This is a genomic window from Bradyrhizobium lupini (assembly GCF_040939785.1).
GTDB classification, from domain to species: Bacteria; Pseudomonadota; Alphaproteobacteria; order Rhizobiales; family Xanthobacteraceae; genus Bradyrhizobium; species Bradyrhizobium canariense_D.
In genome coordinates this window covers 2820738-2834751 of the sequence record NZ_CP162553.1, presented here as the reverse complement: position 1 = coordinate 2834751, position 14014 = coordinate 2820738, and the positions used below count along the sequence as shown (strand labels likewise).

Here is a 14014-nt window from a genome sequence, read left to right as displayed (position 1 = left end):
GCCATTGCAGGGCCTTAGTCGGGGGACCGGGCGGCCCCCTAAGGGACATCCCGGATTTGCCACTCCCGCTCGCCCGGCCTATCTGGAGCGGAGCACCTCTCTTTGTCTTTTGGTCGGATCTCATGAGCGCAGTTGAACGGCTTGAAACCGGGCCCGCGGAAGCCCCGTCGATCGAGGCCGACCTGATCGAGGCGCCGGCGAAGAGCCGCGCGAAGCTGCGGCCGCTGCTGGCGCTCGCGCCCTATGTCGCCCGCTATCGCGGCCGGGCGGCGCTGGCCTTCGTGGCGCTGACGATCGCGGCGCTGACCACTCTGCTGGTGCCGGTCGCGGTGCGCAGGATGATCGATTTCGGCCTGACGCCTGAGGGCATCGAGCTGATCAACAGCTACTTCTCGGTGATGATCGCCGTCGTCGCCGTGCTCGCGCTGGCGAGTGCCGCCCGCTACTACCTCGTGATGACGATCGGCGAGCGCATCGTTGCCGATCTCCGGCGCGACGTCTTCGCCCATCTGCTGTCGCTGTCGCCGGCCTTCTTCGATTCCGCGCGCAGCGGCGAGCTGGTGTCGCGCCTCACCGCCGACACCACCCAGATCAAATCCTCCGTCGGCGCCTCGGTCTCGATCGCGCTGCGCAATTTGATGATGTTCTTCGGTGCTGCGGCGATGATGGTGATCACCAGCCCGCGGCTGTCAGGCTTCGTGCTGCTGGCCATTCCCCTCATCGTGCTGCCGCTGGTCGCCTTCGGGCGCTGGGTGCGGCGTCTGTCGCGCAATGCGCAGGACACGCTGGCCGAGGCCTCGGCCTATGCCGGCGAGCTGGTTGGCGCGATCCGGACCGTGCAGGCCTATACCAGCGAGAGCCTCGCCGAGAAGCGCTTCGGCGGCGAGGTCGAGCAGGCCTATGAAGCCGCGCGCACGTCCACGCAGGCGCGCGCCGTGCTCACCGCCATCATCATCTTCATCGTGTTCGCAAGCGTGGTCGCGATCCTCTGGATCGGCTCGCACGACGTGCTGATCGGCACCATCACGCCGGGCCGGCTCGGCCAGTTCGTGCTCTATGCGGCCTTCGCCGCGGCCGGCCTCGGCCAGCTCAGCGAAGTCTGGGGCGAGATCTCGGCGGCATCAGGCGCTGCCGAGCGCCTGTTCGAGATCCTGCATGTGCAGCCCGACATCACGGCGCCCGCGTCGCCGCGCGCGCTGCCGGTGCCGGCGCGCGGCGAAGTCGGCTTCGACCAGGTCAGCTTCGCCTATCCGGCGCGGCGCGACGTCAATGTGCTCGATGCCGTGTCGTTCGCCGTGCGTCCCGGCGAGAAGGTCGCGATCGTCGGTCCGTCCGGCGCCGGCAAGAGCACGATCTTTCATCTCTTGTTGCGCTTCTACGATCCGCGCAGCGGCGCGATCTCGCTCGACGGCGTGCCGGTCAAAGCCGCCGATCCCCGCGAATTCCGTTCGCGTATTGCGCTGGTGCCGCAGGAATCCAACGTGTTCGCGGCCAGTGCCCGCGACAACATCCGCTTCGGCCGGCCCGATGCCACCGATGCGGAGGTCGAGCGCGCGGCCGAGCTCGCGCACGCCGCCGAGTTCATCCGCCGCCTGCCCGAAGGTTTCGAGACCCCGCTCGGCGAGCGCGGCGTGACGCTATCAGGCGGCCAGCGCCAGCGCATCGCGATTGCCCGTGCGATCCTGCGCGATGCGCCGCTGCTGCTGCTGGACGAAGCCACCTCCGCGCTCGATGCCGAAAGCGAGACGCTGGTGCAGACCGCGCTGGAAGAGCTGATGCGCCACCGCACCACGCTCGTCATCGCGCACCGGCTCGCAACCGTCTTGTCGTGCGACCGCATCCTGGTGATGGACCAGGGCCGGATCGTCGAACAGGGTACGCATGCGGAGCTCGTCGCTGCGAACGGGCTCTATGCCAGGCTGGCGAGGTTGCAGTTCGAGGGGGCGTGAGGCGAGGTAGTCTGGACTGCCGCTTCATTCAGGCTGTCATCCCCCGCGCAGGCGGGCGATCGAGACGGAAGTGATCAAGCGATAAGCCGCGGCGTACTGGATTCCCCGCCTCCGCGGGGAATGACAGCGGAGCTTTTGGCGAGAGCGTCGCACCACGTGGTCTCCCTTCGTAGCCGGGTCGATAGCGGACATTTGTCGATCTGATCGGCTGCGCGATTCGAATCGGCCACATCGTAAGGTGATCGATGGAAGCGGCGCTGCTGGCTGTCGCAGAACATGGGCGTCGTCGTTTTGATGAGTTTCGGAATGCTCGTCGTTGGCTTCAGGAATTTCGGACAGCGTTGGCGCGCGCGGAGGGAGTGGACGGCCGCGGCTGCTGAAGCTAGGGTTCGGGCCGACCCAGGAGACGCCAAATGCCTTATTCGACAGCCGACCAGACCCGAGGCGAGCGCAACGGCAAGCTTGTCGCCGACGTCTTCTGCGCGCTCTTGCTTGCTACCTTTTCCGTGGTCTTCTTCGGTTGGCTCGGCGGTCTGGCCGCCTTCATTGTCGTCGAAAGTTGCCTGCTCGCAATCGATTGGGTGATTCCTAGCAAGAACGATGCGGCAGGCGTTGTTCGTTGAGCTGACGGAGTGGACGGTGTTGTGAATGATTGTTCTGATCGGTCCGGTACTGTTCATCCTCCTCATCCTGTTCGCTATTCGACAGCAAAAGCGCGGCCTTGCGGGGTGGAAAGCGGCGCTGCTTGTTGTCGCTGGTAGCGGCGTCATCGTTGTGCTGAGTTTCGGATTGCCCATCGTGGGCTTCCGGAATTTCGGATAGGGCAGCCCGCGCCCCTGAGCCGAGTGGATGAACCTTGCAGTTCCCCCGGATGTGGCGCCTAATCAGGTATCGCCGGCCAAAGGCTCGTCCGTAGGCGTCGGTGCCTGAGAGATGATTTGTGCTCCCGCCTCAATGGGAGTGCGCCTCATGGCCCCGCCATTCAGCAAGGAAACCCACGAACTTTTGGAGCGGGCGCAGCGAGCGATCGATGAGTCGATCCGGCTTCGCGAAGACAGCCAACGCGCGATCCGCCAAGCCGAAAGCTGGCAGTTCGAGCTTGAACTCCGCTTGAGCCGAGAGCGCACCGCGGCGAGTTGACGGCAGCACTGCTTATCAGCACTTCGGCGACAGCGCCGGCACGTTCGGCCATGGCCAGTTCTTCCAGCTCCCGTCCTCATCAACGCAGGCCGATGGCCCAAGGCCATTCGTCGGAGCACTCGTCGTCTTGACCGGCGTGGCGAGGTGCTGGTCGACATAGCTCGTCGAAACATATCCGGCGACGATGACGCCGAGCAGGACCGAAGACCCCTTGGCCAGATCGCTCAATTTCATCGGTCATCTCCATCCGCTTGCCGGCGCAACTTGCGGGCACAACGACTAGCTGACGTCCTGGGATCCCGACGTGACGGCCGTCACGCGTCCAGAATCAAGATCGCCAGAATCTAAGGTTGCCAAATCATCTTCAGCACCGGACGTCCCGAGGTCGGGTTCACCTCGTCGCCGGCATGCGCGAAGCCGTTGCGCTCGTAGAAGCGGATGGCGCGGCTGTTGTCCTTGTTGACAAGCAGTGTCACGCCCGCCGGTGACAGGCGCTTGGCCTCATCCACCAGCAGCCGCGCCGCGTCCGAGCCCCAGTGCGCGGGATCGACCACGAGCTGGTCGAGATAACCGTCGCCGTCGATGGTGACGAAGCCGGTCAGCGCGCCGTCCTGCTCCGCGACCACGATCGAAGCCTTCGGCACCAGCTCCTTGCGCCAGCGCTCGCGCCACCAGTCCAGGCGGGCCGCGAAGTCGATCTGCGGATAGGCCTGCTGCCAGGTGCGATGCCACAGGTCAATCGAAGCGGCCTCGTCCTCGGGACGGTAACGGCGGAGGTGGAGGGCGCTCACTACCGCTCCGTCAGCTTCAGCTCGATGCGGCGGTTGCGCTTGTAGGCTTCCTCGGTGTTGGCCGTGTCGAGCGGCTGGAATTCGCCGAAGCCGGCGGCGACCAGGCGCTGGGCCGGCACGCCGAGCGAGATCAGGTACTGCACCACGGAGATCGAGCGCGCGGCCGAGAGGTCCCAGTTCGACTTGAAGTTCGGACCGTTGACCGGGCGCACGTCGGTATGGCCGTCGACACGCAGCACCCAAGGGATCTCGTTCGGGATTTTCTTGTCGAGATCGATCAGCGCGGTTGCGAGCGTGTCGAGCTCGGCGCGGCCTTCGGGCAGCAGCACCGCCTGTCCGGTGTCGAAGAACACTTCGGACTGGAATACGAAGCGATCGCCGACGATGCGGATGTCGGGGCGGTTGCCGAGGATGGCGCGCAGGCGGCCGAAGAATTCCGAGCGATAGCGCGACAATTCCTGCACGCGCTGCGCCAGGGCGACATTCAGGCGAGAGCCCAGGTCGGCGATGCGATTTTGCGATTCCTTGTCGCGCTTCTCGCTAACGTCGAGCGCCTCTTCCAGCGCGGCCAATTGCCGCCGCAGCGCGCTGATCTGCTGGTTCAGCACCTCGATCTGCGCCAGCGCCCGGGCCGAAACCGCCTTCTCGGAATCCAGCGCCTTGCCGAGCTCGGAGGACTTGCCTTGCGCATCGTTGCCGGCCGCGGCGAGCCCCTCATAGAGGCCCTTGATGCGGTCGCGCTCGCTCTCGGCCGAAGCGAGGCCGGCTTTCAGTGACGAGACCTGGTCGTCGAGCGTGAGCTTGCCGAGCTTCTCCAGCGACAGTAATTCGTTGAGCTGCGCGATCTTGGCGTTGAGCTGCTCCAGCGCCTTGTCCTTGCCGGTGACCTCCTGCGACAGGAAGAACTGCACGACCAGGAACACCGACAGCAGGAACACGATCGACAGCACCAGCGTCGACAGCGCGTCGACGAAGCCGGGCCAGTAGTTGAAGGAGGTATCGCCGCGGCGACCGCGCGCCAGTGCCATGTCGCTAACCCTTCTCGGGCTGACGCGCGATGCGCTCCAGCAGGCGCCGGATCTCGCGGTTCTGCTCGCCCTGGCCGTCGGCCCATTCGCGGATCATCTGCTGCTCGGTCCGCATATGCGAGACCAGCGCCTGAATGGCTTCGGCGAGGCTCGCCATCGCCGCGGTGGTGCCGCGGCTGCCGCTACCCTCCTCGAGCACGGAGCGTAAGCGCTCGACCACGGCCTGAAGTTCGCCGCTGGCAATGCCACCGCCAGTGCCGGCAACAGCCACCTCGCCGCTGCCATACTCGCGCACCGTGGTGGCAAGCCAGTCTTCGAGGTCGGTGTAGAAACGGTTCTGCGCCTGGCTCGATTGCAGGTCGAGGAAGCCCAGGATGAGCGAGCCGGCGAGGCCGAACAGCGAGCTCGAGAACGAGATGCCCATGCCGCCGAGCGGGGCGGCCAGCCCCTCTTTCAGCGTGTCGAACAGGGCCCCGGAATCGCCGCCGACCTTGAGCCCGTCGATCACCTTGCCGACCGAGCCGACCGTCTCGATCAAGCCCCAGAACGTGCCGAGCAGGCCGAGGAAGACCAGCAGCCCGGTCATGTAGCGGGAGATGTCGCGGGCCTCGTCGAGGCGGGTCGCGATCGAATCGAGCAGGTGCCGCATGGTGGTCTGGGTGATCGACATCCGCCCGGTGCGCTCGCCGCCGAGGATCATCGCCATCGGCGCCAGCAGCTTGGGGTGGCGGGCGGGCGCAAGGCCGGGATCGGCGATGCGGAAATTGTTGACCCAGGAGACTTCGGGATACAGCCGGATCACCTGGCGGAAGGCCAGGATGATGCCGATGAACAGCACGCCGCCGATCAGGGCATTGAGGCCGGGATTGGCGAAGAAGGCCTGGATGATCTGCTTATAGAGCACCACGCCCACCAGGGTGCAGAGCACCAGGAAGACCAGCATCCGCACCAGGAAGACGCTGGGCGAGGAAAGCTTGGTGTATTCGATGTCGAGGGAGGAGCGGGGCGAGGCGCCTGGCGGCATGGCCGGTATCATCCGTTAACTTGCTTGCGGGGCGCACTATGGCACAGCGCCAGCCCAAAAAAAGCGCCGGATGCGCCGATTTCGGGGAGAGCTGGGGAACCCAAAGCTGAAACCGGGCTTTGGTAAGGACGTACTTTGCAAATCGTCGGTATTCCACAGGTTCAAGTCGCACTTTTTCCCTTGGCGCCAAAACCCGCCGCCCAAGACGGAGTCGTCGCATGAGCGTCGTGTCCGCGATCATCGGGACTGCCGAACGGGTGCCGTTGCCTGATGTCGTGATCCGCGCGGCGATCCAGCGCCTGTGCTCGCGCACGGTGACGCGCCTGTCCGCGCTGGGCGAGGCGGACGATGCCGCCTTCGCCGGGCGGATGATGCTGCGGCCGATCGCCGAGGACGCGGATGCCGAGCACGACGAGGTGCCCGCTTCGTTCTTTGCGAAGGTGCTCGGCCCCAACCGCAAATACTCCTGCTGCTTCTACAAGACCGACGCGACCACCTTGCGGGAGGCCGAGGAGGAGGCGCTGCGCCAGACCGCCGAGCATGCCGCAATCGCCGATGGTCAGACCATCCTTGAGCTCGGCTGCGGCTGGGGCTCGCTGTCGCTGTGGATGGCGCGGCAGTTTCCGCACGCCAAGGTGACGGCGGTGTCGAGCTCGCAGGCGCAGCGCGCCCATATCGAGGAAGAGGCGCGGCTGCGCGGTCTTCTTAATCTGCGGGTGGTCTGTGCGGACATCAACGTGTTCGCGCCCGACGGGCAATTCGACCGCATCGTGTCGGTCGAGATGTTCGAGCACGTGATGAACTGGCGCAAGCTGATGACACGCCTGCGATCATGGCTCGCGCCGGAGGGGCGGTTCTTCATGCACATCGTCGCTCATCGCTCCGGCTCTCACCTGTTCGACCGGGCCGATCGCGACGACTGGATCGCGCAGCGCGTCTCAACCGGCGGGCTGATGCCGAGCCATCACCTCGTCAGGCAATTCGACGATATTTTCACAGTCGAGAAGGAATGGTGCTGGAGCGGCACGCACTATCAGCGCACCGCCAACGACTGGCTCGCAAATTTCGACGCGCATCGCGACGCCATCGAGGCGGCCTTACGCAACATCCATGGCGAGGAGACCGCCCAGCGAATGCGACGCTGGCGCTGGTTCTTTCTCGCGACCTCGGGCCTGTTCGGCTATGCCAACGGAACCGAGTGGGGCGTCAGCCACTACCGGATGAAGGCGGCGGGGTAATTGCGGTCTTCTGACGCAGCACGCGGTGATGGAACCGGACTCACAATCGGGTGAGACGCGAAAAACGCCGTGAACTCAGCACCCTAGGCCGTGTGACATTGGGCCGCCCGCAAGGTGCGTTGCGTCGCAGCACGTCCGCTCTATTTTGACCGCATCAGCCGCGTGCCATGGCCCAGAACGGGCCTCGCGCCGAGCGTGATCGGTTTCAACAATATCGGGGCACCCCATTTCATGTCAGGACTTCGCGCGCGATCGGCATGCGTTGCAATGATGCTCGCGGCCTTTACGCCGCTGTTGGCGGGCTGCGACGAATCCAGCTCCGCCATTTCAGCCGCCCAGCCCAACGACCCCGACGTCAGCATCGTCATCGTCAAGCCGCAGCCGCGTGCCGTGGTGCGCGAGCTGCCGGGCCGCATTGCGCCGACGCGCGTGTCCGACGTGCGGCCGCGCGTGTCCGGCATCGTGGTCGAGCGCCTGTTCCGGCAGGGCAGCGAGGTGAAGGCCGGCGATCCACTGTATCGGATCGATCCGCGTCCGTTCGAGGTCGAGGTGATGGCCAACGAGGCTGCGGTCGCCAAGGCCGAGGCCGCGTTGATGCAGTCCCAGCAGCAGGCGCGCCGCATCGCCACGCTCACCAGCCAGCGCGCCGCGCCCGAAGCCGAGAACGAGAAGGCGATCGCGGCCGAGCGCCAGGCCCATGCCGAGGTCGAGGGCCGCAAGGCCGATCTCGCGCGCGCAAAGCTCAATCTCGACTATGCCACCGTACGCGCGCCGATCGACGGCGTCGTCGGTGCCGCCCTGGTCAGCGAGGGCGCGCTCGCGGTTCAGAACGAGACCAATCTGGCCACCATTCAGCAGCTCGATCCGATCTATGCGGATTTCACCCAGTCGGTGAACGAGCTCAACCAGCTCCGCCGCGCCTTCGAGAGCGGTGACCTCGAGCGCATCGCGCCCGACGCCGCCAAGGTGCATCTCGTGCTCGACGACAACACCCTCTACTCGCTCGACGGCAAGTTGCTGTTTTCGGATGCCAAGGTCGACGCCAATACCGGTCAGGTGACCTTGCGTGGTGAGTTCCGCAATCCCAAGCGCGAATTGCTGCCGGGCATGTATGTCCGCGTCCGCATCGACCAGGGTCTCGATAGCGATGCGATCGCCGTGCCGCAGCAGGCGATTCAGCGCAATGGCGGCGGCGGCAGCGAGGTGTTCGTCGTCAAGGACGACAATCGCATCTCGGTGCAGCCGGTGCGCACCGGTTCGGTGCAGGACGGCATCTGGTTCGTCACCGACGGCCTGAAGGCTGGCGACAAGGTCGTGGTCGAAGGCTTCCAGAAGTTCGCCGCCGGCGACAAGGTCAAGCCGCAATCCTGGTCGGAAGCGGATGCGACCGCCGACAACCGGCACGCCCAGAAGCTGATGCGGTAATAGACCATGGCGAGCTTCTTCATCGACAGGCCGATCTTCGCCTGGGTCGTCGCGCTGTTCATCTGTCTGGTCGGCGCAATTTCGATTCCGCTGTTGCCGATCGCGCAGTACCCGATCATCGCGCCGCCCTCGATCTCGATCTCGACCAGCTATCCCGGTGCCTCGCCCGAGAACCTCTACAACAGCGTCACGCGGCTGATCGAGGAGGAGCTCAACGGCGCCTCCGGCATCCTCAATTTCGAATCGACCAGCGACTCGCTCGGCCAGGTCGAGATCATCGCCAATTTCGTGCCGGGCACCGATACCAGCGCCGCCTCGGTCGAGGTGCAGAACCGCATCAAGCGCGTCGAGGCGCGGCTGCCGCGCGCGGTGATCCAGCAGGGCATTCTGATCGAGGAAGCCTCCAGCGCGGTGCTCCAGATCATCACGCTGAACTCGACCGACGGCAGCCTGGATGAGGTCGGCCTGGGCGACTTCATGATCCGTAACGTGCTGGGCGAGATCCGCCGCATCCCCGGCGTCGGCCGCGCCACGCTGTATTCGACGGAACGTAGCCTGCGCGTCTGGGTCGACCCGGCAAAGCTGGTCGGCTATGGCCTGACCGCCGACGACGTCAACAAGGCCATTGCCGCGCAGAACGCGCAGGTCGCTTCGGGCAGCATCGGCGCCGAGCCGTCGACCTCGACCCAGCGCACCTCCGCGCTGGTGCTGGTCAAGGGCCAGCTCTCGTCCCCGGATGAATTCGGTACCATCATCCTGCGCGCCAATGCCGACGGGTCGACCGTGCGGCTGCGCGATGTCGCGCGGATCGAGGTCGGCGGCCTCAGCTACCAGTTCAACACCCGTCTCGATGGCAAGCCGACCGCCGGTCTTTCCGTGCTGATGTCGCCGACCGGCAATGCGCTGGCGACCGCGAGCGCCGTCGAAGAGAAGATGAAGGAGCTGTCTCGCTTCTTCCCGGCCAATATCGGCTACGAGATTCCATACAACATCACGCCCGTGGTCGAGGCCTCGATCAAGAAGGTGTTGTCGACGCTGGTCGAAGCCATCGTGCTGGTGTTCGTGGTGATGTTCCTGTTCCTGCAGAACATCCGCTACACCATCATTCCGACCATCGTGGTGCCGGTGGCGCTGCTGGGCGCCTGTACCACGCTGCTGCTCGCCGGCTATTCCATCAACATGCTCTCGATGTTCGGCATGGTGCTCGCCGTCGGCATCCTCGTCGACGATGCCATCGTCGTAGTCGAGAACGTCGAGCGCATCATGGCCGAGGAGGGGCTGCCGCCCAAGGAAGCGACGCGGAAAGCGATGTCGCAGATCACCGGCGCCATCATCGGCATCACGCTGGTCTTGATGGCCGTGTTCGTGCCGATGGCGTTCTTCCCGGGCTCGGTCGGCATCATCTACCGCCAGTTCTCCGTGACCATGGTCGCCGCGATCGGCTTCTCGGCCTTCCTCGCGCTGTCGCTGACGCCGGCACTGTGTGCGACGCTGCTCAAGCCCGTCGCGGCCGGTCATGGCCATGTCAAGAAGGGCGTGTTCGGCTGGTTCAACCGCATGCTCGACGGCAGCAAGGAGGGATATTCCCGCACCGTCGGCTTCTCGCTGAAGCGCACCGGCCGCTTGATGCTGGTCTATGTCGCGCTGCTCGCCGGCCTGTCCTGGGCCTTCGTCAATCTGCCCGGCGGCTTCCTGCCCGTCGACGACCAGGGCTTCGTCACCACCGACGTGCAGACGCCGTCGGACTCGTCCTACGGCCGAACCGAGGCGGTGATCGAGAAAGTGGAAAAATACCTGGCGCAGCGTCCGGGCGTCGACAACGTCACCTTCCTCACCGGCTTCAGCTTCTCCGGCCAGGGCATGAACACCGCGCAGGCCTTCATCACCCTGAAGGACTGGTCGGAACGCGGGCCGAAGGATTCTGCGGCCGCGATCGTCGCCGACATCAACCGCGATTTGTCGTCGTCGATCCGCGACGCAAAAATCTCCGCGCTGCAGCCGCCGCCAATCGACAATCTCGGCAACTCCTCGGGCTTCTCGTTCCGTCTCCAGGACCGCGGCCAGAAGGGTTATCCGGCCTTGATGCGCGCCGCCGATCAGTTGATCGCGGAGGCCAATGCGAGCGCTGTGCTGCAGAAGGTCTATGTCGAGGGCCTGCCCGAGGCCGGCGTGGTCAATCTCGTGATCGACCGCGAAAAGGCGGGCGCCTTCGGCGTCACCTTCGAGGACATCAACAATACGATCTCGACCAATCTCGGCTCGAACTACATCAACGACTTCCCGAACCGCGGCCGCATGCAGCGTGTCGTGGTGCAGGCCGATGCCCGCGACCGCATGCGGACCGAGGACATCCTCAACTACAACGTCAAGAACAGCCGCGGCCAGCTCGTGCCGTTCTCGTCCTTTACCACCGTGGAATGGGCGCGCGGACCGACGCAGATCGCCGGCTTCAATTATTATCCGGCGGTGCGCATCTCGGGCGAGGCGAAACCCGGCTTCACCTCGGGCGATGCCATCGCGGAGATGGAACGGCTTGCCGGCAAGCTGCCGCGCGGCTTCGGCTATGAATGGACCGGGCAGTCGCTCCAGGAGAAGCTGTCGGGCTCGCAGGCGCCGTTCCTGCTCGGGCTCTCGGTATTCGTGGTGTTCCTGTGTCTGGCCGCGCTTTACGAGAGCTGGACCATTCCGCTCGCGGTGCTGCTCACCGTGCCGCTCGGCATCGTCGGCGCGGTGGTCGCGGCGATGCTGCGCGGCCTGCCCAACGACGTCTATTTCACCGTCGGCCTGATCACCATCATTGGCCTTGCGGCCAAGGACGCGATCCTGATCATCGAGTTCGCCAAGGATCTGCGGAAAGAAGGCAAGCCGCTGGTGGACGCCACCATCGAGGCCTGCCGCCTGCGCTTCCGCCCGATCCTGATGACCGGCCTTGCCTTCATCTGCGGCGTGCTGCCGATGGCCATCGCCCATGGCGCCGGCGGCGCCAGCCAGCAGGCGCTCGGCAGTGTCGTGATGGGCGGCATGATCGCGGTAGTGATCCTGGCGCTGCTGATGGTGCCGGTGTTCTTCGTCTCGGTGCAGCGCGTGCTGGGCGGGGATCGGGAGAAGGCGGCGAAGCAGGGCGAGATGTACGGGCCGCCGGCGCCGGCCGAGCTGTAGGTGAGGTGGCATGCCCCGCGCAGGCGGGGCATGCCGTACCCCGCGGCCTTTCCGTATCCGAGCGGCGTCTCTGGAATACTGGATCATCCGCCTTCGCGGATGATGACCGTCGGGTTTGCGCTGGTGAGAGTCGGCCATTGAACGCCGGATCGGTCGGCTTGATTTCTCGGAGGCCTCAATCCAGACTGCACCCCTGGATTGAAACATCGTATTCGCACCTTACTGCGAATGCGGAGATAGCCCGCCGATTGAGAGCATGTGATGCGTCCGACCGACATTGCGATCTCGAACTATCGCTCCATTCGGCGGCTCTCCATACCCATCCATCCCCTGTCGGTGTTCGTCGGCGAAAATGGAGTCGGCAAGTCCAATCTCTACAAGTCCTTGTCGCTGTTGCGCGACGCGGCGACCGGTCAGATCACCCGCACGATCGCCGATGAAGGCGGTTTGAATTCGGTCTGCTGGTCCGGCATACGCAAGCGAGGCGAAGACGGGCGGCTGCGGCTGTCGGCGACATTCGACGGCATGAGATATTCCATCGAGCTCGGATTTCCCAGCCCGCTTCAGGCGGCATTTTCCGGCGAGCCGATGATCAAGGCCGAAACGATCGAAACGACGCGCGGCAAACGCACGGTCAAGCTGATGGAGCGGATCAATTCGCTCATCAGCGTCCGCGGCGAGAGTGGCGCCTGGAACGCTCACAAGGATGCGGTGCTGCCGTCAGAGACCGCGCTTGCGGCTTTTTCCGATGGCAAGCAATGCCCGGAAATCGACCTGATCAGAAATGCAATGCTGGGCTGGCGATTCTATCATGACTTTCGCACTGATCCGGCGTCACCGATACGAAAGCCTTGTCTGGCGATCGCAACGCCCTCGCTCAGCGCCGATGGCATCGATCTGGCTGCCACCCTGGCGACCCTCTATGTCATTCGGGAAGACGCCGACGACCTGCAGGACGCGATCCAGGATGCATTCCCGGGTGCCGAACTCCGCGCATGGGAAGAAAATGGCAGGTGTGAATTCGATCTGCAATTGCCGGATATGCCGCGGCCGTTCAGGGCTCATGAACTATCCGACGGGACGCTGAAATACATCTGCCTGCTCGCGGTATTCATGGGCTATCGGCTGCCGCCGTTCATTGCGCTGAACGAACCCGAGACCAGCCTGCATCCGTCGCTGCTTGCGCCGCTGGCCCGGCTCATCGCCAAGGCATCGCGCCGCGCCGACATCTGGATTGTCACCCATTCGGAACAGTTGATGGACGCACTGCGAAGCGAGAGTTCGGTCCCGCTCCGCCGGGTGATCAAGTCGAAAGGCGCCACGGCGATCGAGGGCCTGACCATCGGCGGTGAATATCGCGACGACGAAGCCGACGAGGACGATGAGGACGACGATTCCAACCGTCGTCGATCGAGCCGTCGTGCTGCTGCGGCCTACTTCCGCAAGATCTTCACCAATTCCCCGTGCACGTATTCATTCCCGCACACGACATTGCCTGTCACCAGCGCGTCGCCCGGCGTATCGATGTCGGTGATCGTTCCGCCCGCCTCGCGCAGCATGATCAGACCCGCCGCGATGTCCCAGGATTGCAAATTGCGCTCCCAGTAGCCGTCGAGGCGGCCGGCGGCGACGAAGGCCAAGTCGAGCGAGGCGGCGCCGAAGCGGCGCAGGCCGGCGACGCGCTCCTGCATCGCGGTCATCTCGCGACGGAATTCCTCGTGGTCGCCGCGGCCGATATGAGGCAGGCCGCAGGCCACCACGCATTCGTTGAGCTGACGGCGGCCGGCCACGCGCAGCCGCTGGTCGTTGAGGAAGGCGCCCTTGCCGCGCTCGGCGATGTAGAGCTCGTCATTGGCGGGATTGTAGATCACGCCGGCGATGATCGTGCCCTCGCGCGAAAGCCCGATCGAGATCGCGAATTGCGGGATGCCGTGCAGGAAGTTGGTGGTGCCGTCGAGCGGATCGACGATCCAGGTGTGGCTCTTGTCGGAGCCCTCGCGCGTTCCGCCTTCCTCGCCGATGAAGCCGTAGCCGGGCCGCGCCTTGGCGAGGTCCTGGTAGAGGATCTCCTCGGCGCGCTTGTCGGCCAGCGAGACGAAATTCGCCGGTCCCTTCAGCGAGACCTGGAGATGCTCGATCTCGCCGAGATCGCGCTTGAGGCTGCGGCCGGCGCGGCGCGCGGCCTTGACCATGACGTTGATAGTTGCGGAATATAGCATGAGCTTCCGGTCTTGATCGGGGAAATGGCGCGAAATCGCGC

The 14014-nt window shown here is 65.0% G+C and carries 12 protein-coding genes and 1 pseudogene; 8 read left to right on the top strand and 5 right to left on the bottom strand.

What is annotated here, in order from left to right:
* Positions 1-122 precede the first annotated feature (122 nt).
* From AB3L03_RS13495 to AB3L03_RS13480, 4 genes are all read left to right on the top strand, one after another.
* Positions 123-1949, top strand: a complete 1827-nt coding sequence (locus tag AB3L03_RS13495; RefSeq protein ID WP_368508793.1) for an ABC transporter ATP-binding protein/permease — start codon at positions 123-125, stop codon at positions 1947-1949.
* Positions 1950-2362: 413 nt separating this feature from the next.
* Entirely contained in the window at positions 2363-2572 is a 210-nt protein-coding gene (locus AB3L03_RS13490; RefSeq protein WP_085361611.1) for a hypothetical protein, read from the top strand.
* Between the two features lie 25 nt (positions 2573-2597).
* Positions 2598-2771, top strand: a complete 174-nt coding sequence (locus tag AB3L03_RS13485; RefSeq protein ID WP_162847278.1) for a hypothetical protein — start codon at positions 2598-2600, stop codon at positions 2769-2771.
* A 147-nt stretch (positions 2772-2918) separates the two neighbouring features.
* On the top strand, positions 2919-3089 hold the full coding sequence (locus AB3L03_RS13480; RefSeq protein WP_157642917.1) for a hypothetical protein: 171 nt from the start codon (positions 2919-2921) through the stop codon (positions 3087-3089).
* A gap of 15 nt (positions 3090-3104) precedes the next feature.
* Here the strand turns inward: AB3L03_RS13480 and AB3L03_RS13475 are convergent, their stop codons facing one another.
* From AB3L03_RS13475 to AB3L03_RS13460, 4 genes are all read right to left on the bottom strand, one after another.
* Positions 3105-3323 (bottom strand): hypothetical protein, encoded by a 219-nt coding sequence (locus AB3L03_RS13475; RefSeq protein ID WP_018454617.1) that lies wholly within the window; start codon positions 3321-3323, stop codon positions 3105-3107.
* A gap of 110 nt (positions 3324-3433) precedes the next feature.
* Positions 3434-3880 carry a GNAT family N-acetyltransferase gene (locus AB3L03_RS13470; protein WP_368508792.1) on the bottom strand — a complete coding sequence of 149 codons (447 nt, stop codon included), beginning with the start codon at positions 3878-3880 and terminating at the stop codon, positions 3434-3436.
* Positions 3880-4908, bottom strand: coding sequence for a peptidoglycan -binding protein (locus AB3L03_RS13465; RefSeq protein ID WP_018454615.1), 1029 nt, complete (start codon positions 4906-4908; stop codon positions 3880-3882). Before AB3L03_RS13465 ends, AB3L03_RS13470 begins: the two co-directional genes overlap by 1 nt.
* 4 nt (positions 4909-4912) lie before the next feature.
* Entirely contained in the window at positions 4913-5932 is a 1020-nt protein-coding gene (locus AB3L03_RS13460; protein ID WP_018454614.1) for a flagellar motor protein MotA, read from the bottom strand.
* A gap of 218 nt (positions 5933-6150) precedes the next feature.
* On the opposite strand from AB3L03_RS13460, the gene AB3L03_RS13455 reads away from it, so the two are divergent.
* From AB3L03_RS13455 to AB3L03_RS13440, 4 genes and pseudogenes are all read left to right on the top strand, one after another.
* The gene (locus AB3L03_RS13455) at positions 6151-7170 is read left to right on the top strand and encodes a cyclopropane-fatty-acyl-phospholipid synthase family protein (protein WP_368508791.1); all 1020 of its coding nucleotides are present in this window, start codon (positions 6151-6153) and stop codon (positions 7168-7170) included.
* 231 nt (positions 7171-7401) lie between these two features.
* On the top strand, positions 7402-8595 hold the full coding sequence (locus AB3L03_RS13450; protein WP_085351844.1) for an efflux RND transporter periplasmic adaptor subunit: 1194 nt from the start codon (positions 7402-7404) through the stop codon (positions 8593-8595).
* Between the two features lie 6 nt (positions 8596-8601).
* Positions 8602-11754, top strand: coding sequence for a multidrug efflux RND transporter permease subunit (locus AB3L03_RS13445; protein ID WP_368508790.1), 3153 nt, complete (start codon positions 8602-8604; stop codon positions 11752-11754).
* Between the two features lie 261 nt (positions 11755-12015).
* A pseudogene (locus AB3L03_RS13440) lies at positions 12016-13149 on the top strand (AAA family ATPase); the annotation flags it as partial.
* A 38-nt stretch (positions 13150-13187) separates the two neighbouring features.
* Here AB3L03_RS13440 and AB3L03_RS13435 read toward each other — a convergent pair.
* A complete protein-coding gene (locus AB3L03_RS13435; protein WP_018454609.1) occupies positions 13188-13973 on the bottom strand; it encodes an inositol monophosphatase family protein in 786 nt (261 codons plus the stop codon).
* Positions 13974-14014 lie beyond the last annotated feature (41 nt).

Excerpts from the sequence above, each read along its gene's own strand:
- AB3L03_RS13495 (WP_368508793.1), top strand. The coding sequence starts at position 123 with ATGAGCGCAGTTGAACGGCTTGAAACCGGGCCCGCGGAAGCCCCGTCG.
- AB3L03_RS13490 (WP_085361611.1), top strand. The coding sequence starts at position 2,363 with ATGCCTTATTCGACAGCCGACCAGACCCGAGGCGAGCGCAACGGCAAG.
- AB3L03_RS13485 (WP_162847278.1), top strand. The coding sequence starts at position 2,598 with ATGATTGTTCTGATCGGTCCGGTACTGTTCATCCTCCTCATCCTGTTC.
- AB3L03_RS13480 (WP_157642917.1), top strand. The coding sequence starts at position 2,919 with ATGGCCCCGCCATTCAGCAAGGAAACCCACGAACTTTTGGAGCGGGCG.
- AB3L03_RS13475 (WP_018454617.1), bottom strand. The coding sequence starts at position 3,323 with ATGAAATTGAGCGATCTGGCCAAGGGGTCTTCGGTCCTGCTCGGCGTC.
- AB3L03_RS13465 (WP_018454615.1), bottom strand. The coding sequence starts at position 4,908 with ATGGCACTGGCGCGCGGTCGCCGCGGCGATACCTCCTTCAACTACTGG.
- AB3L03_RS13460 (WP_018454614.1), bottom strand. The coding sequence starts at position 5,932 with ATGCCGCCAGGCGCCTCGCCCCGCTCCTCCCTCGACATCGAATACACC.
- AB3L03_RS13455 (WP_368508791.1), top strand. The coding sequence starts at position 6,151 with ATGAGCGTCGTGTCCGCGATCATCGGGACTGCCGAACGGGTGCCGTTG.
- AB3L03_RS13450 (WP_085351844.1), top strand. The coding sequence starts at position 7,402 with ATGTCAGGACTTCGCGCGCGATCGGCATGCGTTGCAATGATGCTCGCG.
- AB3L03_RS13445 (WP_368508790.1), top strand. The coding sequence starts at position 8,602 with ATGGCGAGCTTCTTCATCGACAGGCCGATCTTCGCCTGGGTCGTCGCG.
- AB3L03_RS13435 (WP_018454609.1), bottom strand. The coding sequence starts at position 13,973 with ATGCTATATTCCGCAACTATCAACGTCATGGTCAAGGCCGCGCGCCGC.